At 32.9% G+C, this 26320-nt stretch carries 25 protein-coding genes; all 25 read left to right on the forward strand.

Features of this window, described 5'->3' with window-relative positions; all coding sequences use genetic code 11:
* Window positions 1-64 precede the first annotated feature (64 nt).
* A complete protein-coding gene (locus tag EDC18_RS09195; protein ID WP_132252449.1) occupies window positions 65-1261 on the forward strand; it encodes a YibE/F family protein in 1197 nt (398 codons plus the stop codon).
* A 190-nt stretch (window positions 1262-1451) separates the two neighbouring features.
* Window positions 1452-3308 carry an excinuclease ABC subunit UvrC gene (gene uvrC / locus EDC18_RS09200; RefSeq protein WP_132252451.1) on the forward strand — a complete coding sequence of 619 codons (1857 nt, stop codon included), beginning with the start codon at window positions 1452-1454 and terminating at the stop codon, window positions 3306-3308.
* A 96-nt stretch (window positions 3309-3404) separates the two neighbouring features.
* On the forward strand, window positions 3405-4349 hold the full coding sequence (gene hprK, locus EDC18_RS09205; RefSeq protein ID WP_132252453.1) for an HPr(Ser) kinase/phosphatase: 945 nt from the start codon (window positions 3405-3407) through the stop codon (window positions 4347-4349).
* Window positions 4350-4524: 175 nt separating this feature from the next.
* Window positions 4525-5442 carry a UDP-N-acetylmuramate dehydrogenase gene (murB, locus tag EDC18_RS09210; protein WP_243115108.1) on the forward strand — a complete coding sequence of 306 codons (918 nt, stop codon included), beginning with the start codon at window positions 4525-4527 and terminating at the stop codon, window positions 5440-5442.
* A 35-nt stretch (window positions 5443-5477) separates the two neighbouring features.
* A complete protein-coding gene (gene rapZ, locus EDC18_RS09215; protein ID WP_132252455.1) occupies window positions 5478-6353 on the forward strand; it encodes an RNase adapter RapZ in 876 nt (291 codons plus the stop codon).
* Between the two features lie 14 nt (window positions 6354-6367).
* Window positions 6368-7336, forward strand: a complete 969-nt coding sequence (gene whiA, locus EDC18_RS09220) for a DNA-binding protein WhiA (protein ID WP_132252457.1) — start codon at window positions 6368-6370, stop codon at window positions 7334-7336.
* Window positions 7329-7586 (forward strand): HPr family phosphocarrier protein, encoded by a 258-nt coding sequence (locus tag EDC18_RS09225; protein ID WP_132252459.1) that lies wholly within the window; start codon window positions 7329-7331, stop codon window positions 7584-7586. The genes whiA and EDC18_RS09225 overlap by 8 nt, the downstream gene beginning before the upstream one ends.
* Window positions 7587-7729: 143 nt before the next feature.
* Window positions 7730-8584, forward strand: a complete 855-nt coding sequence (locus EDC18_RS09230; RefSeq protein ID WP_132252461.1) for a glycine betaine ABC transporter substrate-binding protein — start codon at window positions 7730-7732, stop codon at window positions 8582-8584.
* A 410-nt stretch (window positions 8585-8994) separates the two neighbouring features.
* Window positions 8995-10002, forward strand: coding sequence for a methionine ABC transporter ATP-binding protein (locus EDC18_RS09235; RefSeq protein WP_132252725.1), 1008 nt, complete (start codon window positions 8995-8997; stop codon window positions 10000-10002).
* On the forward strand, window positions 10002-10673 hold the full coding sequence (locus EDC18_RS09240; protein ID WP_243115109.1) for a methionine ABC transporter permease: 672 nt from the start codon (window positions 10002-10004) through the stop codon (window positions 10671-10673). Before EDC18_RS09235 ends, EDC18_RS09240 begins: the two co-directional genes overlap by 1 nt.
* Before the next feature lie 66 nt (window positions 10674-10739).
* The gene (locus tag EDC18_RS09245; RefSeq protein ID WP_132252462.1) at window positions 10740-11555 is read left to right on the forward strand and encodes a MetQ/NlpA family ABC transporter substrate-binding protein; all 816 of its coding nucleotides are present in this window, start codon (window positions 10740-10742) and stop codon (window positions 11553-11555) included.
* 306 nt (window positions 11556-11861) lie between these two features.
* A complete protein-coding gene (locus EDC18_RS09250) occupies window positions 11862-13187 on the forward strand; it encodes a YeiH family protein (RefSeq protein WP_132252464.1) in 1326 nt (441 codons plus the stop codon).
* Window positions 13188-13201: 14 nt separating this feature from the next.
* Window positions 13202-13381: a hypothetical protein gene (locus EDC18_RS09255; RefSeq protein WP_132252465.1), complete on the forward strand. Its 180-nt coding sequence runs from the start codon at window positions 13202-13204 to the stop codon at window positions 13379-13381.
* A 149-nt stretch (window positions 13382-13530) separates the two neighbouring features.
* Complete coding sequence (thiS, locus tag EDC18_RS09260) at window positions 13531-13746, forward strand: sulfur carrier protein ThiS (RefSeq protein WP_132252467.1); 216 nt, start codon at window positions 13531-13533, stop codon at window positions 13744-13746.
* On the forward strand, window positions 13736-14566 hold the full coding sequence (locus EDC18_RS09265; RefSeq protein WP_132252469.1) for a HesA/MoeB/ThiF family protein: 831 nt from the start codon (window positions 13736-13738) through the stop codon (window positions 14564-14566). The genes thiS and EDC18_RS09265 overlap by 11 nt, the downstream gene beginning before the upstream one ends.
* A gap of 5 nt (window positions 14567-14571) precedes the next feature.
* Window positions 14572-14985 carry a M67 family metallopeptidase gene (locus EDC18_RS09270; RefSeq protein WP_132252471.1) on the forward strand — a complete coding sequence of 138 codons (414 nt, stop codon included), beginning with the start codon at window positions 14572-14574 and terminating at the stop codon, window positions 14983-14985.
* A gap of 167 nt (window positions 14986-15152) precedes the next feature.
* Window positions 15153-17447 carry a ferredoxin-like domain-containing protein gene (locus tag EDC18_RS09275; RefSeq protein ID WP_132252472.1) on the forward strand — a complete coding sequence of 765 codons (2295 nt, stop codon included), beginning with the start codon at window positions 15153-15155 and terminating at the stop codon, window positions 17445-17447.
* 10 nt (window positions 17448-17457) lie between these two features.
* Window positions 17458-18366: a cysteine synthase A gene (cysK, locus tag EDC18_RS09280; protein WP_132252474.1), complete on the forward strand. Its 909-nt coding sequence runs from the start codon at window positions 17458-17460 to the stop codon at window positions 18364-18366.
* Between the two features lie 508 nt (window positions 18367-18874).
* Window positions 18875-20107 carry an O-acetylhomoserine aminocarboxypropyltransferase/cysteine synthase family protein gene (locus EDC18_RS09285; RefSeq protein ID WP_132252476.1) on the forward strand — a complete coding sequence of 411 codons (1233 nt, stop codon included), beginning with the start codon at window positions 18875-18877 and terminating at the stop codon, window positions 20105-20107.
* An 11-nt stretch (window positions 20108-20118) separates the two neighbouring features.
* Window positions 20119-20745 carry a hypothetical protein gene (locus tag EDC18_RS09290; protein WP_132252478.1) on the forward strand — a complete coding sequence of 209 codons (627 nt, stop codon included), beginning with the start codon at window positions 20119-20121 and terminating at the stop codon, window positions 20743-20745.
* A 12-nt stretch (window positions 20746-20757) separates the two neighbouring features.
* Complete coding sequence (locus EDC18_RS09295) at window positions 20758-22185, forward strand: SLC13 family permease (RefSeq protein WP_132252480.1); 1428 nt, start codon at window positions 20758-20760, stop codon at window positions 22183-22185.
* Between the two features lie 11 nt (window positions 22186-22196).
* Window positions 22197-22787 carry an adenylyl-sulfate kinase gene (cysC, locus tag EDC18_RS09300; RefSeq protein ID WP_132252481.1) on the forward strand — a complete coding sequence of 197 codons (591 nt, stop codon included), beginning with the start codon at window positions 22197-22199 and terminating at the stop codon, window positions 22785-22787.
* Window positions 22788-23136: 349 nt separating this feature from the next.
* Window positions 23137-24813 (forward strand): adenylyl-sulfate reductase subunit alpha, encoded by a 1677-nt coding sequence (locus tag EDC18_RS09305; RefSeq protein WP_207669191.1) that lies wholly within the window; start codon window positions 23137-23139, stop codon window positions 24811-24813.
* A complete protein-coding gene (locus tag EDC18_RS09310; RefSeq protein ID WP_132252483.1) occupies window positions 24797-25111 on the forward strand; it encodes a 4Fe-4S dicluster domain-containing protein in 315 nt (104 codons plus the stop codon). The genes EDC18_RS09305 and EDC18_RS09310 overlap by 17 nt, the downstream gene beginning before the upstream one ends.
* A gap of 400 nt (window positions 25112-25511) precedes the next feature.
* Window positions 25512-26312: a sulfate adenylyltransferase subunit CysD gene (gene cysD, locus EDC18_RS09315; protein WP_132252485.1), complete on the forward strand. Its 801-nt coding sequence runs from the start codon at window positions 25512-25514 to the stop codon at window positions 26310-26312.
* The last annotated feature ends 8 nt before the right edge of the window (window positions 26313-26320 follow it).

Consider the following 26320-nt stretch of genomic DNA (forward strand, 5'->3'; position numbering starts at 1 on the left):
TTGAGTGGGCCTTTGACTCAACTTGATACTCTTTAAAAAGTAAAATCATAAAGGGGATAACAAAATGAAAGAGTCACAAAATATAAACCGAGTATTTGTAGGGTTATCTATTTTTATAATTATATTGTTGATTCTATTACCTACAGGTTTTCCTACCAACGAGTATCCTAATAGTGATAGAGTAAGAGTGAGAATACTAGAAGTGGATGACTCTCTAGTTTATAGTGCAGGAGGTGTCATACTACAAGGATCACAGCTTTGTAAAGTTAGAATTCTAAATGGAGATTTTAAAGGAACAGAAACCTATGCTAGAAATACCTTTATGGGAAAACTGGATATGGATAAAGTGTTTGAAGAAGGGGATACAGCTTTAGCTGTAATAGATTTTTTGGATAATGAAGTGACATTTGTTACAATTATAGACCACTACCGCTTGCATTTAGAAATCATTCTATTTATTGTATTTGTAGCACTATTAATTTTATTTGCAAGATGGGTAGGGGTAAAAGCCCTAATATCCTTTGTATTAACCATACTAATGATTTGGAAGGTATTAATTCCATCCTTTTTAAAAGGCTATCATCCCATAATAATAGCTATGCTAGTCGTATTTATGTTGACTATTGTAATTATTGCTTTAGTAGCAGGCATCAATAGGAAATCATTAGTAGCAATTTCAGGATCTTTTTTAGGATCTGTATTAACGTGTATACTGGCTATTAGTTTTGGCAATGCTTTTAATATCCACGGTGCAATATTGCCTTTCTCAGAAACTTTATTATATACTGGGTACGCCCATTTGAATTTAACAGATATATTTATAGCGGGTATTTTTTTAGCGTCAGCAGGTGCATTAATGGATTTGGCTATGGATATATCAACGGCAATCTATGAAATGGTTCATAACAATCCTAATATAACAAGAAAACAAGCCATTCAATCAGGATTAGTAATAGGTAGAGCTGTAATTGGTACAATGACTACAACACTATTGTTGGCTTATTCAGGTGGATATGTGGCATTATTAATGGTATTTATGGCCCAAGGAACACCCATGATTAATATATTGAATTTAAGATATGTATCAGCAGAAATCCTCCATACCATTGTTGGTAGTATAGGGTTGGTCACTGTTGCACCTTTTACAGCAGTATTAGCAGGTATCCTATTTACACAACCAGCATTTTTAGAAAAGGTAAAAAGGGAAATGGAAGAAAGAGTGTCTCAAGAAGAAAAAGAAGTTATAAGTCAATTAAGCTAATAAGGCTATTATCTTTAACAACTCCTCTAATCTGTTAAGTATAATAGAATAACAATAGAACCTTTCCTCGCCGAATCTCAATAGTTACCTATTGGGATTTTTTTAATCTTTTGTATCAGGTTTTTCTATCCGTTGCTTTTACAAGAATTAATATATATAATTAGATAAGGTGGTTGAGAGGAGTGAAAAAATGTTTGATATAAAAGAAGAGTTAAAAAAACTTCCTGAAAAACCAGGTATTTATATAATGAAAAATACCAATGATGAAATTATATATATAGGAAAAGCAATCAATCTTAAAAATAGAGTAAGACAATACTTTCAAAGTAGTAGAAATCTAATGGCAAAAATCCAAAAGATGGTAACACATATTAGCTACTTTGAATATATCGTTACAGATTCTGAACTTGAAGCCTTAATCTTAGAGTGCAACCTTATAAAACAACACAGACCCAAATACAATACAATGCTTAAAGATGATAAGCATTATCCTTATATAAAAGTAACAATTAATGAAGCATTTCCAAGAGTGTTATTTACAAGGGATATGAGAAAAGATAAAGCAAAATACTTTGGACCATATACCAATGGTGGTGCAGTAAAAGAAACCATAGATTTAATAGAAAACATATGGAAAATAAGGACATGTAATCGTAATTTACCAAAAGATATTGGCAAACAAAGACCTTGTCTAAACTATCATATAGGCCAATGTTTAGCGCCTTGCCAAGGGTATATCAATATGGAAGAATATCAAAAAATGATTGATGAAATATTGAACTTCCTAGGGGGAAAATTTGATGATGTGGTAAAAGAGTTAGAAAGAAAAATGGCTGAATTCTCAATGAATCTTGAATTTGAAAAAGCAGCAGAGATAAGAGATCAGATTAATAGTGTAAAGAGCATTGCTCAAAAACAACGGGCTATAAATTCTTCTATGGAAGATCAGGATATTATTGCATTTGCTAGAGCATTTGATGAAGCTTTGGTACAAGTATTTTTTGTTAGAAATGGAAAGCTAATAGGCCGGGAACAATTTAGAATGAATGGTGTAGAAGAAATGTCTAGAAGTGAAGTAATGACAACCTTTGTTAAACAATTCTATTCTGGGACACCATTTATACCAAAAGAAATTATCTTACAAGAAGAAGTAGAAGATGAAGGATTAATATCAGAGTGGTTAACGAGAAAAAGAGAACAAAAAGTATATATTAAAACCCCTGTAAAAGGTGAAAAATCAAAGCTAGTAGAATTAGCAGCTAAAAACGCGTCTTTATCATTAGAGCAATTTGGTGAAAAACTAAAAAGAGAAGAACAAAGAACAAAAGGTGCTGTAAAAGAAGTAGAAGAGTGTTTAGGCTTAAACAATATTAATAGAATAGAAGCCTATGATATATCCAACACAGGTGGTTTCCAATCTGTAGGATCTATGATTGTATACGAAGAAGGCAAACCTAAAAGAAGTGACTATAGAAAATTTAAGATCAAATGGGTTAAGGGTCCAAATGATTATGCCAGCCTGGAAGAAGTTCTAACACGAAGATTCAATCATGCCATAAAAGAAGCCCAAGAATTAAATGAAAAAGGTCTTGAAAAAGAATACGGTAAATTTACAAAGCTCCCAGATATCATAATGATGGACGGTGGAAAAGGCCAAGTTGGAATTGCTTTAAAAGTACTATCTAATATAGGTTTGAACATTCCAGTTTGTGGAATGGTTAAGGACGATAACCATAGAACAAGAGCATTGTATTATAATGAACAAGAAATACTGATTGATAAAAGAACAGAAGCTTTTAAATTGGTAGAAAGAATTCAAGATGAAGTCCATAGATTTGCAATAGAATATCATAAAAAATTAAGAAGTAAGACCCAAGTCCAATCCATACTTGACGAGATCAATGGTATTGGTCCATCAAGAAGAAAAGCATTAATAAGCCATTTTAAGTCTGTTGAAAAAATTAGAGAAGCAACCATTGAAGAATTAGAGAATGTTGAAAGTATGAATAAAAAATCAGCAGAGGCCGTTTATAACTTCTTCCATTAGGTATAATTTAAATTAATTGAAGAAACAGGGTTCATATGATAAAATGGTTATATGTGCCTTAAATGGAACTAAGAAACAAAATGGAGGCTAAGTAATATGTATACTGTTGGTTTAACTAAAATTGTAGAAAAGATGAACTTAATTAATTTAACCCGTTGTATCTCTATAGAGGAGACTTTAATAAATCAATCGGATGTGAACAGACCGGCTCTGCAATTGGCAGGATTCTTTGACTATTTTGATTCTGACCGTGTTCAGATCATTGGAAAGGTAGAATACACATACCTTGAAAAAATGTCAGAGCGCTATAGAGCACAAGTAATAGAAACCTTATTTAAAAGTAAAATACCTTGCTTGGTATTTTGTAAAGGACTTGAACCATCAGATGACATTCAACGCTTAGCATTAAGATATAAAATACCTTTGTTACAATCCCATAAAACAACATCGTCATTCATGGCTGAACTCATAAGATATCTTAAAGTTGAGCTAGCACCAAGAATATCAATACACGGCGTATTGGTAGATGTTTATGGAGAAGGCGTTCTTATTACGGGTGAGAGTGGTATTGGTAAAAGTGAAGCGGCCCTAGAATTAATAAAAAGAGGACATCGTCTAGTAGCAGATGATGTTGTTGAAATTAAAAAAGTAAGTGATGATACCCTAATTGGAAGTTGTCCAGATATTATAAGATATCTTATAGAACTTAGGGGGATTGGTATAATAGATTGTAAAACACTATTTGGTGTTGAAAGTGTAAAAGAAACACAAAGCATTAACTTAGTTATAAAATTAGAAGAATGGGACAGAAAAAAAGAATATGATCGTTTTATGATAGAGGATGAATACATTGAATTCTTAGGCAACAAAGTTGTATGTCATTCTATACCTATTCGACCAGGTCGTAACGTTGCTGTAATTGTTGAATCAGCAGCTGTTAACCACAGACAAAAACTAATGGGCTATAATGCGGCAATCGAATTAAATAATCGTATAATGAACAATTTAGAAAAGAAAAAAGAAGCAACACAAAAAGAGTAAATATTTTATGAACTATTTTGAAGTAAAGACATATAATATAACAATACCCTACTATGAAAATAGAAATTTAAAGCTTCCTTGCAAGGCCTTGAAACTTTATTTTCAGCAAAGCTAGTGCCTCTTATACTAGTAAGATGCGTAGGCTGAGTTAAATAAGTTAGCGGAGGATAGTAAATTGAGTAATGAGATGTTATATAATGAATTTATAAATGTTCTAGATAAAGAGGATATATTAATAGAGGAACCTATGTCTAAACATACTTCTTTTAAAATAGGTGGACCAGTAGATTTTTTTCTCCTTCCAAGAACAATAGAACAATTAAAAGAATCCATTGATATATGTAAACAAAATCATATTCCTTATTATATAATGGGAAATGGAAGCAACCTCCTTGTAAAAGACGGTGGCTTTAGAGGTGTTATTATCCAAGTATATAAAAATTTAAGCAACCTTCATATCAATGGAGAAATAGTAGAAGCAGAAGCAGGCATATTACTATCCACTTTATCAAAAAAAGTATGTAAAGTTGAGTTAGCAGGCTTTGAATTTGCCAGTGGGATACCTGGAACATTAGGTGGCGCTGTATGTATGAATGCTGGTGCATATGGTGGAGAAATAAATGATGTTATCCTATCAGCTACAGTGATAGATGATAAAGGAGACATTATTACCATTGAAAAAGATGACTTAGAATTAGGCTATAGAACAAGTATTATTCAAAAGAACAATTTTATTGTTGTGAGTGCAAAACTGAAGCTTAAAAAAGGCAATATGAATGAAATCAATGCCATAATGGATGACTTAACAGATAAAAGAACAACAAAACAACCTTTAGAAATGCCTAGTGCAGGGAGCACTTTTAAAAGACCAGTAGGACATTTTGCAGGAAAACTAATAATGGATGCAGGCTTACGTGGTTATCGTATAGGTGATGCTCAAGTATCAGAAAAACACTGTGGATTTATTGTGAACTTAGGCAATGCTACGGCAAAAAATGTACTTGATTTAATAGAACATATCCAAGAAGAAGTTAAAAGCCAATTTCAAGTGGTATTAGAACCAGAAGTTAGAATCATAGGGACAGATGAATAAATGGCTCTTAGGTTTAGGTTTGAAAGGATGAAAATATGCGTTTTGTTATTGTAACAGGTATGTCTGGTGCAGGAAAAAGTACAGCTTTAAAAATGTTAGAAGATGTAGGTTTTTTCTGTGTTGATAATCTTCCTACCCTTCTTATTAAAAAATTTGCTGAGCTATGTTTTAAAGCAAACTCAGGAATTGATAAAGTAGCATTAGGAATAGATATTCGTAGTGGAAAAGATTTTAATGAGTTATTTGAAGATTTAAAAGAAATCAAAGAAAATGGTTTGAATTATGAAGTGTTATTTCTAGATTCATCAGATGAGATTCTTGTTAAAAGATATAAAGAAACAAGAAGAAAACACCCATTAATGGGTGATGGTCGTATACAAGATGGTATAAGTATGGAAAGAGAAATCTTAAAATACGTAAAAGAAAAATCCAATTATATAATAGACACAAGCAATCTTTTAACTAGAGAATTAAAATCTGAGTTAAACAAAATTTTCATCGAAGACAAAAGTTACAGTAGTTTATATATAACCGTATTATCTTTTGGATTTAAGTATGGGATACCTTCAGATTCTGATTTAGTTTATGATGTTAGATTTATACCTAATCCATATTATATACCAGAATTAAGGCCAAAAACAGGAGAAGACCAAATCATACAAGATTATGTTATGAACTGGGATGTCTCACAAAAATTCTTAGACAAGTTAGACGATATGCTAAGTTTCTTAATACCTAATTATATACAAGAAGGAAAAAATCAACTTGTAATAAGTATCGGTTGTACAGGCGGTAAGCATAGATCCGTAACATTAACCAATGAAATCTTTAAAAGATTATCAAAATACGATTACAGTATTAAGAAATTTCATAGGGATATAGACAAAGATAAAAAATCAAAAGAAATGTAAAAGGAAGTGAAGAGATGTCCTTTTCTACAATGGTAAAAGAAGAAATAGCAAGGCATCTTGGGCATGGAAGGCATTGTGAAATAGCAGAAATAGCAGCGATTATAAATATGTGTGGAAGAGTGAAAGTATTAGCTGAAAATGAAGCATCAATAAAGGTTCAAACTGAAAATGCAGCAGTGGCAAGAAAATACTTTACATTAATTAAGAAAACGTTTAATATTAATACAGAAGTATTAATACGAAGAAATACATACCTTAAAAAGAATAGGGTATATATAATGGTTATTGGTAATCCAACAAAAAGTATGGATGTATTAAAAGCAACAAAGCTAATTTATGAAAAAAATGGGGAATACAAAAGGAACTATGAAGTTAATCCCCTATTGATTCAAAGGACATGTTGTAAAAGAGCTTATATTAGGGGCGCTTTTTTAGGTGGTGGGTCATTAAGTGATCCAGAGAAAACTTATCATCTAGAATTTGTAAATCCTAATAAAAGCCATAGTAGCTCTTTGCAAGAACTCATTAATGGCTTTGAGATGGATGCAAAAATAGTACAAAGAAAAAAATACTATGTTGTTTATTTAAAAGAAGGTACTCAGATAGTAGACTTACTAAATGTTATGGAAGCTCATATAGCATTAATGGATTTAGAAAATGTAAGAATACTAAAAGAAATGAGAAATAACGTAAATAGAATTGTTAATTGCGAGACAGCCAATCTTAATAAAACAGTATCTGCGGCAGTTAGACAGTTAGATGATATAAGATATATTGAGGAAACCATTGGATTAGATAAGTTGCCTCAACCTTTAGAAGAAATAGCAAGAGTAAGATTGGAATACACTTCAGAAAGTTTAAAAGAATTAGGAATGTACTTAGATCCACCTGTTGGTAAATCAGGAGTGAACCACAGGCTTAGAAAAATAAGTGCTATAGCCCAGGAACTAAGGGATGAAAAGGGAGGAGAATTCTATGATTAAGAAAGATTTAAAGGTAAAACTGGCTTCAGGATTTGAAGCAAGACCAGTAGCTTTATTTGTTCAGGTAGCAAGTAAATTTGAATCTAGTATTTATGTAGAAATGGAAGACAAAAAGGTAAATGCAAAAAGCATAATGGGTATGATGAGTTTAGGTGTATTAGAAGGCGAAGAAATAACCGTTGTTGCAGATGGCAGTGACGAAGAAGAAGCAATGAATGAAATCGAAAAATATTTAAGTGCAACAGTATAAACACGGGAAACCGTGTTTTTTATATGCAAAAAAAGCTACTTTCCATATATTATAATAATTTCCATAACTAACCACTATATCTTAGAGAAATTTACAGATACTAGGTAATAAGAAAAAAAATACAGCTTTTACAGAGGTGAGTTATGAGGAAATTATTAATAATTATAACGGTACTATTACTAATGGTAGGATGTTCCAAGGAGCAGGAAACAAGTGTTGACAACCTGATAGAAGTAGAAGCAGATTTAACCATAGGATTTGAATCCTATCCTTCATCATTAGCTCAAAGTTTTTTGTTGAAAAATATATTAGAGAATAAAGGCTATATAGTCTCCTTAAAAAACATCTCAGATCAGAACAAATATGAAGCAATAGAACAAAAGAAGATCGATGTCGCTTTTGGGTGTTGGTTACCGGATATCAATATGTTAGATTTAATACAATATGAAGACTCAGTAGAAACTCTAGGAATCAACTATGCATCTAGTGAAATAAGATTGTACGCCCCATTTTATTCACATATATCTGATGTGACGGAATTAAATTTTTATAGAAAGAATCTTGATAGGACTATATATGTATTAGAAAGCAATAATGATTACCTTTATAATATGATTGATACATGGTTAGAAACAAAGGAAATAGACTATACCTTACAGACTCTAACAGTAAATGAATTAGATCAAAAAATAAAAGAATACGCAGAAGAAAACAAATGGTTTGTATTTGCAGGTTGGTCCCCACACTATTTATTAGGGAAATACAATCTAAGACCATTAACAGGAAAAACATTTATATTCCCTCAGCAAAACCATACAATTATAAATAAAAATTATGATAATGAAGAAATAAGAAGGGTTATAAAAGATTTTTATCTAGAGCCTTGGGAAATGAATGAATTGTTATTAATTCTTACAGAAAATGAAGTAAGAAAGTACAATAAGGAAATAGAAAATTGGATAAGAAGAAGTCCTAACTTGCAGAATCGAATAAGATAGAAAATTTGGAAAAGCAGTATTTTAAGTTTCTTTGAATACTGCTTTTTTTTAGGTATGGGTATCAACTTAAGAGAGTGCAATAAATAATTGTCCTGTTTAAAAGGTATTTAGGAAAAATAAAAATCACCATACTTAAGTTTTTTACACACCGATTAATTATTAATGTATACATAAAAAATAAAAGACAAACAGTCATATTTAACAATGATTGTTTGTTTTTTTGTGTTGAAGTATTCAACATAGAAAATTATGTCGAAAGATGTTGACATCATAAAAAATCTATTATATCATATACGAATGTTAGGATACAAAACATATTAAACATATAAGTAAAATATGGAATAAGATGGAAGCGCATTATAAGCGCTTTAACGAAATAAATGATCGAAGCAGTAAAGGAGAGAAGACAGTTGATAGAGCTTAGAAATCTTCATAAAGTTTATAATACTCGTGGAAAAGCAGTTCAAGCCTTAAATAATGTCAACATTAGGATTAACAAAGGTGAAATATTTGGTGTTATAGGACTAAGTGGGGCAGGCAAATCCTCTCTTATAAGATGTATCAATATGTTAGAAACGCCAAATTCAGGTGAAGTGATTGTTGAAGGTACAGACTTAACAAAGCTTAAACCTAAGGCCTTGCGTACCTACAGAAAAAAAATAGGAATGATCTTTCAGCAATTTAACTTATTAATGAATTCAACAGTCTATGATAACATTGCTTTTCCATTAAAAATCGCAAAGGTTTCAAAGAGTGAGATAGATAGAAGAGTGAATGAATTATTAGAGTTGGTAGAATTAAAAGATAAGAAAGATTCTTACCCATCCCAGCTATCAGGTGGTCAAAAACAAAGAGTAGGTATTGCAAGAGCTCTAGCTAATAATCCAGATATAATATTATCAGATGAAGCAACATCTGCCCTTGATCCAACAACAACAGAATCTATTTTAAATTTATTAAAAAACATTAATAAGGAACTAGGTATTACAGTGGTATTAATCACTCACGAAATGTCTGTTATTAAAAAGATTTGTGATAGAGTGGCTGTAATGGAAAATGGAGAAGTAGTTGAAGAAGGCAGTGTAATTCAAGTATTTGCAAAGCCAAAAACTCAAGTAGCAAAAAAATTCTTAAAAGATACAATTACTGAATTGCCTAAAGGATTTATAGCAGGGATTTCTAGTAATGAAAAAATACTTAGACTATTTTTTATAGGGGATAGTGCAACAGAGCCTATTATATCTAATATGATTAAACAATTTGATATAGACATTACCATACTTGCAGGCAACATTGAGCGAATTCAAGATTCAGCAGTAGGTAACTTGTTAATAAAAATAAAAGGCAGCAAAGAGAGTATTGCATCAGCCATGGGTTATCTTGAAAAAAATAAATTAGGAATCGAGGTGACCAAATAATGAGTGGATTTATTAATTATATAGTAAAAATGTTACAACTTCTGTATCCATCTTTACTAGAAACCTTGTATATGGTATTTTTCTCAACCATTTTATCATTAATAATGGGATTGGTTTTAGGAATCATTCTTGTTGTTACTGAAAAAGGACATATTTGGGAAAAAGCGAGACTTAATAAAGTATTAAATAGAATAGTAAACATAACAAGATCCATTCCATTTATTATATTGATGATAGCAATTTTTCCTATATCAAGGTTGATTGTTGGAACAATTATAGGATCAACCGCGACGATAGTACCCTTATCAATTGCAGCTGCACCTTTTGTGGCAAGAGTTATTGAATCTTCGTTAAAAGAAGTAAATTGGGGCGTTATAGAAGCAGCATTATCTGTAGGAGCAACAACGCCTCAAATCATTTTTAAAGTAATGATGCCAGAAGCTTTACCATCTTTAATACTTGGTTTGACCATTACCATCATAAATATAGTAGGGTATTCTGCAATGGCAGGAGCTATTGGAGGTGGAGGCATTGGTGACTTGGCCATTAGATTTGGTTTTCATAGACATCAAATCGATGTCCTTTACGCTTCTATTATTGTACTGATTATCTTAGTAGAGATCATTCAGTATATTGGATATTTTTTCGCGAGGAAAGCAAATAAAAGATAAACTTTTTAGTAATTTATGTGACATAGTCACTTTTTATAAAAAAACAATATAAAGGAGTAGATATATATGAAAAAAAGAATTTTATCATTATTATTAGTAGCTATGATTGTTGTCCTTGCAGGTTGTTCAACAAATAATACAGAAACTAGCAATCAACAAGTCAACAAAAAGTTAGTGGTAGGAGCAACACCAGTACCACATGCAGAGATATTAGAATTTGTTAAACCAATCTTAGAAGAGCAAGGTATAGAATTAGTAATTAGAGAATTTACAGATTATGTTACACCAAATATGGCATTAAATGAAAAACAATTAGATGCAAACTTTTTTCAACATGTACCTTATATGAATAACTTTGCAGAAAACAACAATGTAGAATTGGTATCTGTAGCAACAGTCCATGTAGAACCTATGGGATTGTATTCTGTAAAAATTGATGCCTTTGAAGATTTAAGAGATGGGGCTATCATTGCAGTGCCTAACGATGCAACAAATGAGGGAAGAGCATTACTTCTTCTTCAAGCCTACGGCTTAATTAAATTAGCTGACGAAACAGGTCTTGTACAAACGCCTAGAGATATTGTAGAGAATCCTAAAAACTTAGTATTTAGAGAATTAGAAGCAGCAGTACTACCAAGAGTATTAGTAGATGTTGATGCAGCAGTTATAAACACTAACTTTGCTCTTGAGGCAGACTTTAATCCAACAGATGATGCTTTAATTATGGAAGATAAAGATTCTCCATATGCCAACATCTTAACAGTTCGTCCAGACAACAAAGAGGATGAATTGATTCAAGCATTAATAAACGTATTGAATTCTGACGAAGTAAGAGCATTTATTCTTGAGAGATATGAAGGTGCAATTGTACCAGCATTTTAGGAAATAAAAGTAAATACTAAGATTAGCCATATAAAATGCTGATCTTAGTATTTTTAGTTTAAAGAAAATAACGTTTAAACATAATAATACAATATAGAAAAAATATAAAAACTTTTTGTAGGCCTATTGACAAGTGGTAAAAATTATTATAATATTACATCAGTGCTGTAACAGATTAAACATATAAGAATAGTATGTATTGAGGTTGGAAATAAAACATAAGCCTTATATGTTGAAAGTAATTTTTTTTACCCTATAACCTAGTAAACATATATGAAATACATAATTCAATGGGAGGTATTTAAAATGAGTCAAGTAAATGAAAAGAAATCAAATGGGAGATTTAGCTCTTTAATATTAAAAGAAGATTGGTGGGCAGTTTGGTTAGGCATTATCCTTATGGTAGCAACTCTTGTTGGATGGTTAACTAAACCAGTGTTACCAGGAAGATGGGGACGCGAAGGTTCTTTTGATATCGTAAAGTCAATTAACTTTGAAAATTTACCAGGAATACTATGGACAGGAATTGTATCTTGGGCAGTGTTTTCATTAGCAGTATATTTCTTTAAAAGAAGTAATTTTAAAAAGTTTGTAGTAAGCTTTCCTATAATATTTGTTTTAGCAATTGTAGCCTTTTTAATAGGTAATTATAATCCTTGGAGACATTATGGATTTAACAATGTTATTTGGGCATTAGTGATTGGTTTAATCATTAGTAATACAATTAAAACACCTGAATTCTTAAAAGGTGCCATGTACACAGAATTATTTATAAAAACAGGTTTAGTACTTTTAGGTGCTTCCATTTTATTTGATAGAGTATTAGAACTAGGCGCTTTAGGATTAGGGGTTGCTTGGATCGTAACACCATTAGTAATTGTAATAATGTACTGGTTCTCACAAAGAGTTTTAAAAATGAAAGATGGACGTAGTTTAGCCATAACATTAGTATCTGCATTATCCGTATGTGGGGTATCAGCAGCAATCGCAACTGGTTCAGCAGCAAAAGCAAAAAAAGAAGAAATCAGTTTAGCCATATCAATCAGTTTGATCTTTACAATTTTAATGATGATCTTTATGCCGGTTCTTATAAGAGTAATGGGACTTTCTCCAGCAGTTGGAGGGGCTTGGATTGGTGGTACTGTAGATGCAACAGGTGCCGTTGTTGCAGCAAGTACTATGTTAGGTGAAGAAGCAATGCAAGTAGCAGCTATAATTAAAATGGTTCAAAATGTATTAATTGGTATCGTTGCTTTTGCAGTAGCTGCATTCTTTACAACAGTTTATGAAAAAGACGCTGAGGGTAAAAGAACTGTAAGTGTTAAAGAGATTTGGATTAGAATGCCTAAGTTTATACTTGGATTCATTGGTGCATCATTAGTATTTTCTTTTATCATACCAGGAGATTCAGTATCAGCAAGTTTATCCGTGTTAAATGATTATAGAGAGTTTTTCTTTACACTAGCATTTATAAGCATTGGGTTAGAGTCTAACTTTAAAGATATGGCTAAGTTAGTAAAAGGTGGAAACCCACTTAAATTATATTTAGTAGGTCAAACCCTTAATATTGTATTAACATTAATAGCAGCTATCGTATTTTTTGGTGGAAGGTTCTTTACACTACCTTTCTAGAAAGAGTGGTATAAATGAAAAAACTAAAATTAAACATAAAAAGAATATTGATCGGATTGGTTCTTGTTAGCGTAGTTTATATTGTTGCTGCAGATTTAGATAATTCTCAAACAAAAAGAAGTGGCGCAGGAGATATTTGGTGGGCAGGTGTGCCAGAAATCCACGAAATCTACGACAACTTAAATAGCAAATAGAGGTGAGGATAGTTTTCCTTCTTATATGTAAAACTAAATGGTATATATGAGTCCGTTTTATTGACATTTTGGGCTAATCATGGTACTTTTTAATAAGATGAAAAGATAAAACATATAAGAATACTATGTTATAATAGGAGGAATTATTTATGCAAATCAAAATCAATGGTGAAGTGAAAGAATTAGAGAAAGCATTAAACGTAACAGAGCTTTTACAAACTCAAGATGTAAAAATGCCAGAAATGGTTTCAGTAGAACTTAATGGTGAAATAATAGATAGAGATGATTTTGATACAACAGTAGTAAAAGAAAATGATGAGGTGGAATTCCTATACTTTATGGGAGGTGGCGCATTTGGAATTTAATGAAGAACGCATTGAAAGGTATTCAAGACATATTATCTTATCAGAAGTAGGTGTTGAAGGCCAAGAGAAGTTATTAAATGCTAAAGTACTTGTAATCGGTACAGGTGGTTTAGGTGCGCCAGCAGCAATGTACCTTGCAGCAGCAGGTGTTGGAACCATTGGATTAGTTGATGGTGATGTGGTTGATTTATCGAACTTACAAAGACAAATTATCCATGGTACAAAAGATGTGAATAAAGATAAAGTGCAATCTGGAAAAGAAACAATTAATGAAATGAATCCAGATGTTAATGTGATTACTTATAATACTTTTGTTGATTCTTCAAATATATTAGATATTATCAAAGATCAAGACTATGATTTTATCATAGATGGTACGGATAATTTTAGTGCGAAATTTTTAATAAACGATGCCTGTGTTTTGGCTAAAAAGCCATATTCTCACGCAGGAATCATACGTTTTCAAGGTCAATTAACAACTTATCTTCCAGAAAACAATACACCATGTTACAGATGTATTTTCAAACAGCCACCTCCAGAAGGTGTTGTGCCTACCTGTAGAGAAGCTGGTGTTCTAGGTGTAATGGGTGGCGTAGTTGGGACATTACAAGCGACGGAAGCGGTTAAATACATCCTTGGATTAGGGGATTTATTAGCAGGATACCTTCTTACATACGATGCCCTTAAAATGGAATTTAGAAAAATTAAAATCAAGCATAATGGTAAATGTGGCGTATGTGGAGACAATCCAACAATTGATACATTAATTGATTACTCAGGACCTATTTGTGATTTAAAAAGCGGCAAATTGGAAGGGTGATGCAAATGGTTGTAAAAATATCAAGAGAAAATGTTGATAAAATTATAGAACAAGGTAAAAAAGAATTTCCAATAGAATGTTGTGGGTTAATTGGTGGCATAAAAGAGGAAGATAGATTTATCATAAAAGAAATTCATTCTTTATACAATACGGATCAAAGTAGCGAACATTTTTCTATGGATCCAAAAGAACAATTTCAAGTGATTAAAGCTTTAAGAAAAAACAACCTTGAACTTTTAGGAAATTATCATTCTCATCCTTATACACCGTCAAGACCATCAGATGAAGATAAAAAGCTAGCATATGACTCTGCTATGATATATGGAATTCTTTCCTTAGCAGCAGATGAGCCAGTACTTAACTTTTTTATGATATACGATCAAGATGAAGTTAAAAAACTAGAATTAGAAATAGATTAGTTACTATAGATAAATAAACCACGAATTTCACTATATAAAAGCAAAAAACTCACAATAGTATTTGAAGGGTTTTTAATGGGTACCTATGAAGGAATCAATGCTTATTATATAGTGAAAAATTGTATAAAGGTTTATAAAGGCATTATGTTTAGATAAGGAGAGCAATCATGATAAAAATACCAGAAAGAGTTATAAACGAAATTAAAGAATACCCTGTAAAATTAAAAGAGTTTAAAGCAGGGATTATAGAGCCAGATAGATTTAAACCTTATAGAGTATCTATGGGGATTTATGAGCAAAGAGATAATAATACCTTTATGATTAGAACAAGAATACCATCAGGGGTTATTACTTTAGAACAGTTTAAAAAGATAACTGAATTAGCAGATATACACAGTCATGGCCATGTCCATCTTACAACAAGACAGGATGTTCAATTCCATAAAGTGTCATTAGAAGGCACAGAAGCTATTATGATGGGATTATTAGATGTGGGTATCATGACTAGAGGAACAGGTGGAAATACAGCAAGAAATGTTGTTGCTTCAGCATTATCAGGTGTTTCAAAAGAAGAACCATTTGACGTTACTTTAGATGCGTTGGCTACAACAGAATTCCTTTTAACGGAACCTAGTGCTTTTAATTTACCAAGAAAATATAAAATTGGATTTTCTATTTCTAAGGCAGACGATGCCAATGCAACAGTATCTGATTTAGGTTTTATTGCAAAAGAAAAAGATGGCCAATTAGGATATGAATTGTATGGTGCAGGTGGATTAGGTGGAAGATCTACAACAGCATTAAAGTTAGATGAGTTTATTCCAAGGAGTGAAATTCTGTACCATGTACTAGCAATGAAAAATATCTTCGAAAAAGAAGGCGATAGAACCAATAAGCATAGTGCAAGAATTCGTTTTATTGTGTATAGATTAGGTGAAGAAGAATTTAGAAGAAGATACAATGAAGAATTGGAAATTGTAAAAAAAGAGTATAAATTGGACTTAGACTTACCATTAGAAGTATCTAGTGCTGCACCAAACAACAATGCAGCTTCTAAAAGTAATAATATCGTGGCACAAAGACAAGAAGGATTATACGCATTATACATCCACCCACAAAATGGAAATATAACTGTTAAAAATATAAATAAAATATTAGATTTCTTAAGTAACCTTGCTTACGAAACTACTATCAGATTAACAAATACACAAGGTTTATATGTGAGAGATTTAAAAGAAGAAGATGTTAGCAAACTTGATGAAATAACAAAAGAGTTCTCATCACCATTTGTTTTAGATCATTCTGTAGCTTGTGCAGGTGCTGCCACTTGTAAATTAGGCTTATGCTTATCACAAAATTTATTAGACGCTATTGTTGAAAAATTTGAAACAGTTGAGGAGAGCATCAAATCTTTATTGCCTCAAATTTTTATCTCAGGATGTCCAAACTCTTGTGGACAACATCAAAAAGGTAAAATTGGTTTAGCAGGAAAAGCAAAAAGAACAGAAAAAGGCTTAGTGCCTCACTATACTTTATTCTTAAATGGAAACTTTGGAGAGAATGCAGAGTTAGGTAAAGCTTCTGGAGATATTCCAACTAAAAAAATACCAGACTTTTTATATGAAATTGGAGTATTAAAAAGTCAAAGCAATATAGAAAGTTTTTCAGAGTTTTTAAATGCTAAAGCAGATGAAATCAATAATTTAGTTCAAAAATTTAGCGAGATTGATGTAGACAATGAAGACTTATATTACGATTATGGTTCAGATGAGAAATTCTCATTAAAAGGTAGAGGACCAGGAGAATGTAGTGCTGGGGTTCTAGACGTTATTCAATTAGATCTAAACAATGCAGATGCAGCATTAGCTGATTATGATAAATCAAAAGTATCGAGTAAATTATACGATGCATCTGTATCAGCAGCAAGAGCTTTACTTGTATTAAATGGTGTGGATTCATCAAAAGAAAGAGTGATTTTTAAAGAGTTTGATACACATTTTATTGATACTGGTTTGATTAAAAAAGAGATTAAAGAATTAATTAATGATTTAATTGACTTCAAATTAGGGGATATTGATAGCCTTCATGAGCAATATGAAGATGTAAAATACCTTGCTACAAGAGTTAGAAAAATGTTTGAATCATTAAGCCCACAATTAAATATTACTTTAGAAAAAGAATGGCATCCAGAAATAACAGAAGTTGAAGAAACGTCAAGTGAATCAAAAGAAAATACTTCTCTTAATATTGTTGATTTTAAAGGTGTAAAATGCCCTATAAACTTTGTAAAAGTAAAAATAGAGTTATCTAAAATACCAAGTGGTGAAACCATTGGATTTTATTTAGATGATGGAGAGCCAATTAAGAATGTACCAAGAAGTGTTGAAGGTGAAGGCCATGAAATCATAGAGATTAATGAAAACTTTGAGGGTTATAATCTGTTAGTAGTTAAGAAAAAATAGAGGTGACGTAATGATATATGATAATATCTCCCAATTAATTGGAAGTACACCAGTTGTAAAATTAAATAAATTGGCCAGTGAAAATATAGCAGAGGTTTATGTAAAGTTAGAAATGTTTAATCCTGGTGGTTCTGTCAAAGACAGAATCGCCTTCAATATGATAGAACAGGCAGAAAAAGATGGGTTTATAAAACCAGGAGATACCATTGTTGAACCAACTAGTGGGAATACAGGGATCGGGTTAGCTATGGTTGCCACAGTAAAAGGCTATAATTTAGTATTGGTTATGCCAGAGTCTATGTCTACTGAAAGAAGAAAGTTACTTAAAGCTTATGGCGCAGAATTAGTTCTAACAAAAGCTCATCTAGGGATGAAAGGTTCTATTGATAAAGCAGTAGAATTAGCTGAAGAAAATGGTTACTATATGCTACAGCAGTTTGAGAATGCTGCTAATCCAGCCATTCATAGAGTAACAACAGCACAGGAGATTATTAGCGATTTTGGTAATGATTTGGATGCTTTTGTTGCTGGTGTTGGAACTGGTGGAACCATAACTGGTGTTGGTGAAATTTTAAAAGAAAATATTAAAGGCATACAGGTCGTTGCTGTAGAGCCTTGGGATTCAGCAGTTTTATCTAATGAAGAGCCTGGACCACATATGATTCAAGGGATTGGAGCTGGGTTTGTTCCTAAAATCCTTAATGTGAAGGTTTTTGATAGGATTGTTAAGGTGTCTAATGAAGATGCGTTAGAGACTGCTAAGGCCTTAGGGAAACAGGAAGGAATTTTTGTAGGGATATCTTCTGGAGCAGCTGTTTATGCGGCTATTGAAGTGGCTAAGGAACTTGGTAAGGGTAAGAAGGTTTTAGCTATTGCACCTGATGGTGGAGAGAGGTATTTGTCTACCCTTCTTGTTTAGAATTTTACTGGCTTTTAGATAATATAAAGAGACTTTATTTTGAGTAGATTAGTATGTTCAAATTTGTAGTCCATAATTTTTCATCATACCAAAAGCTTCGACAGTGACGGGGTCACTTGAAAAAAGAAAATTCATTTCCTTGCAAGCAAAACTAATTTTCTTTTTTCAAATCCACAAACGTCCTGTTTGTAAGGGGTTTGCTACGCCATCCTTGGCTCCGCAACTTCGCTTATGGTATGATAAAAAATTATTCTTTGCAGTTTAATGCGGTAATTGGATAAACCTAAAACCAACCGTAAAACCAATAACATAAAAAGTCGAATACCGAAACAAATTAGGCTTTTAACACGACAGAACGAAGTGACTGACACCAGGTTTGTTTAAGGCATATATACTAAATTTGGCGTCGACTGGCTGAAAGGAAAAGCAGCCAAGTTTAGTATATATGTTTTAAACAAACCCCCGTAAGAACCAAGTAAAGTAACATTTAGTAGAAAGAGGTGGTTATATGCGTTTTCAAACGAATTTAATTCATGGTAATAGAGCAGATGATAGAGAGACTGGGGCTACTAATGTGCCTATTTATTTGTCTAATTCATATGCACATAAGACGGCTAAGGAGTTGGCGGATATTTTTTCTGGTAGGGATATGGGGTATGTTTATACTCGTATTTCTAATCCTAGTGTAGATGCTTTTGAGAAAAGAATGTTGGCTGTGGAAGGTGGTATAGCGGCCATTGCTACCGCTTCTGGTATGTCAGCGATTTACTTAGCCCTTATGAATATTCTTTTGCCAGGGGATGAAATTATTGCAGCTTCAGGTGTTTTTGGTGGTACTTACAATTTGCTTAAGAATTTGCAACAGCAAAATATTAAAGTGAAGTTTTTAGATGAGTTAAATGACAAGACTTTAACAAGTGAGATTACAGAAAAGACAAAAGTTGTTTTTGCTGAGACTATAGGTAATCCTAAGTTAGATGTTTTGGATATTGAAACAGTGTCTAGAGTCTGTAGTGAGAAGGAAGTTGTTTTTATTGTAGATTCTACAGTGACCACACCTTATCTGATTAAGCCTATTGAGTTAGGTGCGGATATTGTTATACATTCAACCTCTAAGTACATTAACGGAACATCTAATGCCATTGGTGGTATTATTGTTGATGGTGGTAGCGTTAAATACATGAATAGCAAGTATACAAATTTTGAAATGTATGCTAAGAGATTTAGAAAGTTTGCTTTTACAGCTAAGTTAAGAAATGAATTAGGAAAAGATTTAGGAACAAGTATGGCACCTATGAATGCTAATTTGAATCTTACAGGGATAGAAACATTAAAGCTAAGAATGAGAGAGCACTGTAAGAATGCCCTTCAGTTGGCGGAATATTTATCAGCGAGTCCAAAGGTAACAGAGGTCAATTACCCAGGTCTTAAAGAGAGTCCTTATTATACATTAGCAAGTAAATATTATGGCAATGAGTGTGGGGGTATTTTAACAGTTCGCTTTGGATCTAAAGAAAAAGCTTATAGTTTTATAGATCAACTTAATATTATGAGTAACTTGGCTAATATTGGGGATACCAAGAGTTTGATTATACATCCAGCATCTACTATTTGTGCTCAAAATACAACGGAAGAAAAAGAGCAAATGGGTGTTTATGAAGATCTAGTTAGAATATCTGTTGGTATAGAAGATATAGAAGATATCATAGAAGATGTACAGCAAGCATTAGATAAGATTTAGGAGGGATCGTTATGAAGTCAATTTATATACCTAACAATACCCCTCAAGACAAAATCATCGATAAAATTGAAAATGAGATTATAAAAAAATATCATAAATTTGTTATTTTAGAGTTTGAAGATCAAAAGGACCATAATATTTGTAGGTGTATGATCGAAGGAATAAAGTCCTTCTATGATGTTTTCTTAATATTAAAAACAAGAATTCCCCAAGATACAAAAAAAGTAGAAGAGTATTTTTCCTATGGTATACATGGTATTTATTTTAGTGAGACTAAAAGAGTTTATTCAAAAGATGAATTAGATAAGATGGTTTATGCTACAAAGATTTTTCCAAATGGGCTGGTTTTATGTGAAGCAAATAGTGATAAAGAAACTTTAGACTTACTGCTAAAGAATAAAATCATCCCATTTTTACAAGATAAAAGTTCAGAATCTATTGAATACATACTTAAGAATAAAGATTTTAAAAAATTATTATCTAAAGAATTATTAAAATATATACCTGTTTATCAAGAAGAAATAGTTTATAATCTTGCAGATAAAATTAAGATGAAGATGATTTTAGAGGGGATTAATTTAAGGCAAAAGTTAATGGTTAAACAAGTTGAAGAGTCTTTTAATTCTAGTGGTCTGTAAAGGGGTTGAAATATGAAATCGGTTTATATTGATAAAAGGCCTCTTTGGGTTTTACTGTTTTTAGAATATAAAAATGCATTAATGCTGTTAACTTCATTTATTATGTTTTTTGTGTTTATATCATCGGATAGAATACCTGAAGGATTATCTATAGAAGGCTATAAAACAATGGTTATTTTTATATTGGCTATATTTTTATGGGTTACTAATATTATACCCTTGGCCATTACCAGTTTAGGCGTTATGGGATTACTAGCCACCTATAATGTTTTAGAAGGTGGTAGAATATATTCTTTTTTTGGTAATGAAGCATTGTTTTTTATAATAGGGGCATTCATAATATCAGCAGGGATATCAACGTCAGGGTTAAACATTAGAATATCCTATTTTGTGCTTTCTAAGTTTGGTCATAGCCCTAGTAAGTTAGTGCTAACAATATTTTTCTTAGGGGCAGGGTTAGCTCACTTTATGCCTGCACATGCCGTTGCAGCATTGTTATTTCCTATACTTGTTGCAGTAGCAGATAAATTAAAATTAGAACCAGGTTCTATTTTAGGAAGATATATGTTTTTTGCATTGGCTTGGGGAAGTATTATTGGCGGTGTTGTTACACTTTTAGGTGGTGCTAGAAATGCATTGGCAATAGGGATTCTTAATGAGGCAACAGGGCTTAATATTAGTTTTATGGATTGGTTTATTACAACAGCGCCACCTGTTTATGGCATAATGGCTGTTGTGACTATATATCTAAAGTATAAAGTAAAGTTATCTCAAAAAGATACCCATTTAATTCAAGAGTTATTAAGTGAAGATACCAGTCGACTAGGAAAAATAAAGTTTAATGAGATTAAAGCCTTTGTCATACTGATTTTAACCATTTATATGTGGGTTTTTCAAAGCAATCGGTTTGGTATTGCTAATATTGCCTTAATCAGTGCAGCCCTTTTCTTTGTACTAAATGTTATGGGCTGGGAAGATGCAAAAGATCAGATAAACTGGGGTGCCATATTTATGTATGGTGGTGCTATTGCTTTAGGTAGGGCATTGGTGGATACTGGTTTGCTTACCTATTTATCAGAAGAATATTTGTTGACAATGAACATTACATTGGCAGGGTTTATTATTGTAACCTTTGTCATCAGTTTGTTTTTAACAGAGGGCATTTCTAATGCAGCAGTTGTCGTAATGCTTTTGCCAGTTATACTAGAAATGGCATTAAGATTAGGGTTTGATCCAAAGTTGGCTGTGTATATTGTTGCAATACCAGCAGGTCTCGCATTTATGATGCCAATGGGTTCACCGCCCAATGCCATAGCATATTCATCAGGGTTTATAAAACCTAATGACTCTATGAAAACTGGATTTGTATTAAATATGATTTCCATAGGGATTTTCTTGCTTTTTGCATTGTTCTATTGGCCTTTATTAGGATTATATTAGGAGGGATAATATTGGATAATAAGTCTACGAATATTGTTTGGCATAAGACAAATATTACAAAACAAGATAGAGAAAAATTACTTGGTCAAAAAGGTGTTCTTTTATGGTTTACTGGATTGTCAGGTTCTGGAAAATCTACTATTGCGACTGCATTAGAACAGAAGCTTTGGGAGTTAGGCAAACTGACTTATTTGCTAGATGGTGATAATGTAAGACATGGTCTTAATGGTGATTTAGGTTTTAGTGAAGAGGATAGGAAAGAGAATATCAGAAGAATTAAAGAGGTTGCTAAGTTATTTGTTGATGCTGGTGTGATTACCATTGCTTCTTTTATTGCCCCTTTTAGAGAAGATAGGGATAGTATTAGAAGAGAATTAGGAGATCGTTTTGTAGAGGTTTTTGTGAATTGTCCTATTGAAGTTTGTGCGTCTCGTGATCCTAAGGGGTTGTATGAGAAGGTTAAGAATGGGGAGATTAGGAATTTTACTGGGGTGGATTCCCCTTATGAAGTGCCACTTGACTGTGAGGTTGAGATTAAGTCTGATGAGGTTTCTGTTGAAGAGGCTGTAGATAGTTTGTTAAGAATCATTAGCAATCTTTAGGGACGGTTCTTCATAATTTACTCCTAAATTCAAGACTTTGGTAGATTTATTGTCTTGGACTTTGGTTGATGTCCAACATAATCTTGATTATATAAACGCTTAAAAACCCACAAACATCCTTGTTTGTAAGGGTTTTGCTTCGCCATCCTTGGCTCCGCTATTGCGCTGTTTATATAATAAAGATTCTGTTTCTTGGCAGATTTGAAGTTTTTAAAAAGCAAGAACAAGATATTTATTATTAGGGACGGTTCTTAATAAATTTTATGTAGTACTTTATATTTTTTTAGATAAAAACCTAGTTTTCCGATATGTTTATAAAAGTGTAATTATAATTTGTGAGGTGATTTTTTTGGAAAGGGTTCGATTGGATACGGATGTCCTTGTTATTGGTGGTGGTACTGCTGGGTGTTTTTGTGCTTTGACTGTTGCTGAACATTCTTCTTTTGAGGTTTTGATTGCTGAGAAGGCTTTTGTTAAGCGCAGCGGTTGTTTGGCAGCTGGGGTGAATGCTATTAATGCTTATATTGGTAAGGGAGAGACAGAGGCGTCTTTTGTTGATTATGTTAAGAAGGATTCTGAAGGGATTGTTAGAGAGGATTTGGTTTTTTCTATTGCTAAAGGTTTGAATCGTGTGACTAGAAAGATCGAGAGTCTTGGTTTGACCATTTTAAAAGATGAGAAGGGTGAGTATGTTGGTAGAGGTAAAAGGAGTATTAAGATTAATGGTGAGAATATAAAGCCGATCCTTGCTGAGGCTGTTACAAGTAAAGAGCGTATTTCTATTTTAGAAAGGGTTCAAATCGTTGATTATATTCTTGCTAATGATGAAGTCATAGGGGCTATTGGTTTTTCTTTGGCTGATAATAAATTGTATGAGATTTTTGCTAAGGCTGTAGTTTGTGCTACTGGCGGAGCTGCTGGGATTTACAAACCTAATAATCCACAGTTTTCAAGACATAAGATGTGGTATAGTCCTTTTAATACAGGTGCGGGTTATGGTATGGGTATTAGGGCAGGAGCAGAGATGACAGGTTTTGAGATGCGTTTTATTGCTCTAAGGTGTAAGGACACCATTGCACCAACTGGGACTATTGCTCAAGGTGTTAAAGCAGAGCAAGTAAATAGCAAAGGCGAAGCATATGTGAGCAAATACGGTAAAGCAACTACTTATATGAGATTGTATGCAACAGTTAGAGAGAATATGGAAGGTAGAGGGCCTTGTTATCTTAAAACAGTTGGTGTAACGGAAGATCAAGAAAAAGAATTGTTTAAAGCTTATCTTAATATGGCGCCGGCACAGGCCTTGAAGTGGGCAGAGAATCATACTGGCCCAAGTAGTGAAAATGTTGAGATTGAAGGGACGGAGCCTTATATCGTTGGTGGCCATACTGCTAGTGGTTATTGGATTGATAATAACAGGAAAACAACTCTTAAAGGGTTATATGCTGCTGGTGATGTGGCTGGTGGAAGTCCTAAGAAATATGTAACGGGTTGTTTTGTTGAAGGGGAAATTGCTGCCCAATCTATCATTAGGGAGATTCAGAATAAAGAGATAAGTGATATTCACCTTGATGAAAAAGATGTGGCATACATCCATAAATTTTATTCAAATAAAGAAGGAAGTTATACATATGAAGAGATCGAAGAGGCCATGCAAAAAGTAATGGATGAGTATGCTGGTGGCATTTCTCAAGGGTATGGATATAGCAGTGATAAGTTAAAGATTGCATCCAAAAGAATTGATGAGTTAATTGAATTGAGTGATTCATTAAGTGCTAACGATTCTAATGACCTTGGTAAGATTTGGGATGTCATTGATCGATTGTTTGTTGCTAAAGTTTTAATTCAGCATTTAGAGGCCCGTAAGGAAACAAGATGGCGATGTTATCAAGAGAATAAAGATTATCCTGATAAAGATGACAATCATTTTTTAAAGTATGTAAATTCCATCTATAAAGAGGGAAAGGTAAATGTTTTTTATAGAGAGCTTATTGGAAGGGATGATATTTATGAGCATAAGTATTAACAAAGATAAATGTGTTTCTTGTGGTAGGTGTTTTAGCGTTTGTCCTGGTAATTTGATAAGTGGCGATAGGGATGGTAAGGCGGATATTAAGTGTCCTCGGGATTGTTGGGGGTGTACTGGGTGTATTAAGGAATGTCCTACGGGGGCTATTGAGTTTTATTTGGGGTTGGATATTGGTGGTAATGGGGGGCATTTGGAAGTTTGTGATTATAAGGAGTTTCTTCAGTGGAAGTTGGTTGATCGTTGTGGGGAGGTGAAGGTTGTTAGGACTTATAAGGAGGATGCTAATCGGTATTAAGTGGTTGTTTTATTCGTAGGATGGGTCCGTGTGTGAGTGGCTTATGCCAATAAAGTTCCGTTAATTATTTTTAGAAAAACTAAGTTCGTTGCAGTAGTTATTTCTGAACCTTAAAAACTCCCTTCGGTCAGACATTTAAGGTTCTTAACGAAATAGCTACCTTCACTCACTAAGGGTTTCTATAAAAATAATTAAGAGTCACTTTATTCACATAAGCCACTCACATACTGTGATCGTGGTATCAACAGGCTGAAATTGTGGGTTTTTAGGGGAAGTTTTAATCGCTTTGCTCTAAAACACTAGGGTTATCTGTGGAAAAAGTTGGATGCAACATTTTGAGTTTATAAGAGATTATTCTCTTTAATATATAAAATATATTAATTTTTTGGGAGGTTATGTTATGGATCATTTAGATCATTTGGAAGCACAGAGTATTTTTATTCTTCGTGAGGCGTATAAGCATTTTGGGAAGTTGGGGATGTTGTGGTCTGTGGGGAAGGATTCTACCGTTTTGTTGTGGTTGGCTAAGAAGGCGTTTTTTGGCCATTGTCCATTTCCTTTTATTCATGTGGACACTAAGTATAAGATTCCTGAGATGATTGAGTTTAGGGATAGGACTGCTAAGGAGTACAATTTGGATTTGATTGTTCATAGTAATGAGGAAGCTTTGGCTAATGGTATGGGGCCAGAGCATGGGCGTATGGTTTGCTGTAAGGCTCTAAAGACTGAAGGGTTGACCCAGGTTACTAAGAAGTATGAGTTTGAAGGTTTGATTCTTGGTATTCGACGTGATGAAGAGGGTTCTCGTTCTAAAGAGAGAATTTTTAGTGAGAGAAATTCGGAGTCTGAGTGGGATTATACGGATCAGCCACCTGAGTTATGGGATCAATTTAAAACGGATTTTAAGAAAGGGAATCATATTCGTGTGCATCCAATTCTTCATTGGAACGAGCTTGATATTTGGGAGTACATTAAAAGAGAGAATATTCCTTTAGTAGATTTGTATTTTGCTAAAGATGGTAAGAGATATAGAAGTCTTGGGTGTGCCCCTTGTACCACTCCTATTGAGTCAACGGCTTCTAATATTGATGAGATTATTGAAGAACTTAAAAATACAAAGCAATCTGAAAGATCTGGTAGAGCACAGGATCAAGAGATGGCACATGCAATGCAAAAACTAAGAAAAGATGGATATATGTAATTGGAGGT

Source organism: Natranaerovirga pectinivora (assembly GCF_004342165.1).
Taxonomy (GTDB): Bacteria; Bacillota; Clostridia; order Lachnospirales; family DSM-24629; genus Natranaerovirga; species Natranaerovirga pectinivora.

Excerpts from the sequence above, each read along its gene's own strand:
- EDC18_RS09195 (WP_132252449.1), top strand. The coding sequence starts at position 65 with ATGAAAGAGTCACAAAATATAAACCGAGTATTTGTAGGGTTATCTATT.
- uvrC (WP_132252451.1), top strand. The coding sequence starts at position 1,452 with ATGTTTGATATAAAAGAAGAGTTAAAAAAACTTCCTGAAAAACCAGGT.
- hprK (WP_132252453.1), top strand. The coding sequence starts at position 3,405 with ATGTATACTGTTGGTTTAACTAAAATTGTAGAAAAGATGAACTTAATT.
- rapZ (WP_132252455.1), top strand. The coding sequence starts at position 5,478 with ATGCGTTTTGTTATTGTAACAGGTATGTCTGGTGCAGGAAAAAGTACA.
- whiA (WP_132252457.1), top strand. The coding sequence starts at position 6,368 with ATGTCCTTTTCTACAATGGTAAAAGAAGAAATAGCAAGGCATCTTGGG.
- EDC18_RS09225 (WP_132252459.1), top strand. The coding sequence starts at position 7,329 with ATGATTAAGAAAGATTTAAAGGTAAAACTGGCTTCAGGATTTGAAGCA.
- EDC18_RS09230 (WP_132252461.1), top strand. The coding sequence starts at position 7,730 with ATGAGGAAATTATTAATAATTATAACGGTACTATTACTAATGGTAGGA.
- EDC18_RS09240 (WP_243115109.1), top strand. The coding sequence starts at position 10,002 with ATGAGTGGATTTATTAATTATATAGTAAAAATGTTACAACTTCTGTAT.
- EDC18_RS09245 (WP_132252462.1), top strand. The coding sequence starts at position 10,740 with ATGAAAAAAAGAATTTTATCATTATTATTAGTAGCTATGATTGTTGTC.
- EDC18_RS09250 (WP_132252464.1), top strand. The coding sequence starts at position 11,862 with ATGAGTCAAGTAAATGAAAAGAAATCAAATGGGAGATTTAGCTCTTTA.
- EDC18_RS09255 (WP_132252465.1), top strand. The coding sequence starts at position 13,202 with ATGAAAAAACTAAAATTAAACATAAAAAGAATATTGATCGGATTGGTT.
- thiS (WP_132252467.1), top strand. The coding sequence starts at position 13,531 with ATGCAAATCAAAATCAATGGTGAAGTGAAAGAATTAGAGAAAGCATTA.
- EDC18_RS09270 (WP_132252471.1), top strand. The coding sequence starts at position 14,572 with ATGGTTGTAAAAATATCAAGAGAAAATGTTGATAAAATTATAGAACAA.
- EDC18_RS09275 (WP_132252472.1), top strand. The coding sequence starts at position 15,153 with ATGATAAAAATACCAGAAAGAGTTATAAACGAAATTAAAGAATACCCT.
- cysK (WP_132252474.1), top strand. The coding sequence starts at position 17,458 with ATGATATATGATAATATCTCCCAATTAATTGGAAGTACACCAGTTGTA.
- EDC18_RS09285 (WP_132252476.1), top strand. The coding sequence starts at position 18,875 with ATGCGTTTTCAAACGAATTTAATTCATGGTAATAGAGCAGATGATAGA.
- EDC18_RS09290 (WP_132252478.1), top strand. The coding sequence starts at position 20,119 with ATGAAGTCAATTTATATACCTAACAATACCCCTCAAGACAAAATCATC.
- EDC18_RS09295 (WP_132252480.1), top strand. The coding sequence starts at position 20,758 with ATGAAATCGGTTTATATTGATAAAAGGCCTCTTTGGGTTTTACTGTTT.
- EDC18_RS09310 (WP_132252483.1), top strand. The coding sequence starts at position 24,797 with ATGAGCATAAGTATTAACAAAGATAAATGTGTTTCTTGTGGTAGGTGT.
- cysD (WP_132252485.1), top strand. The coding sequence starts at position 25,512 with ATGGATCATTTAGATCATTTGGAAGCACAGAGTATTTTTATTCTTCGT.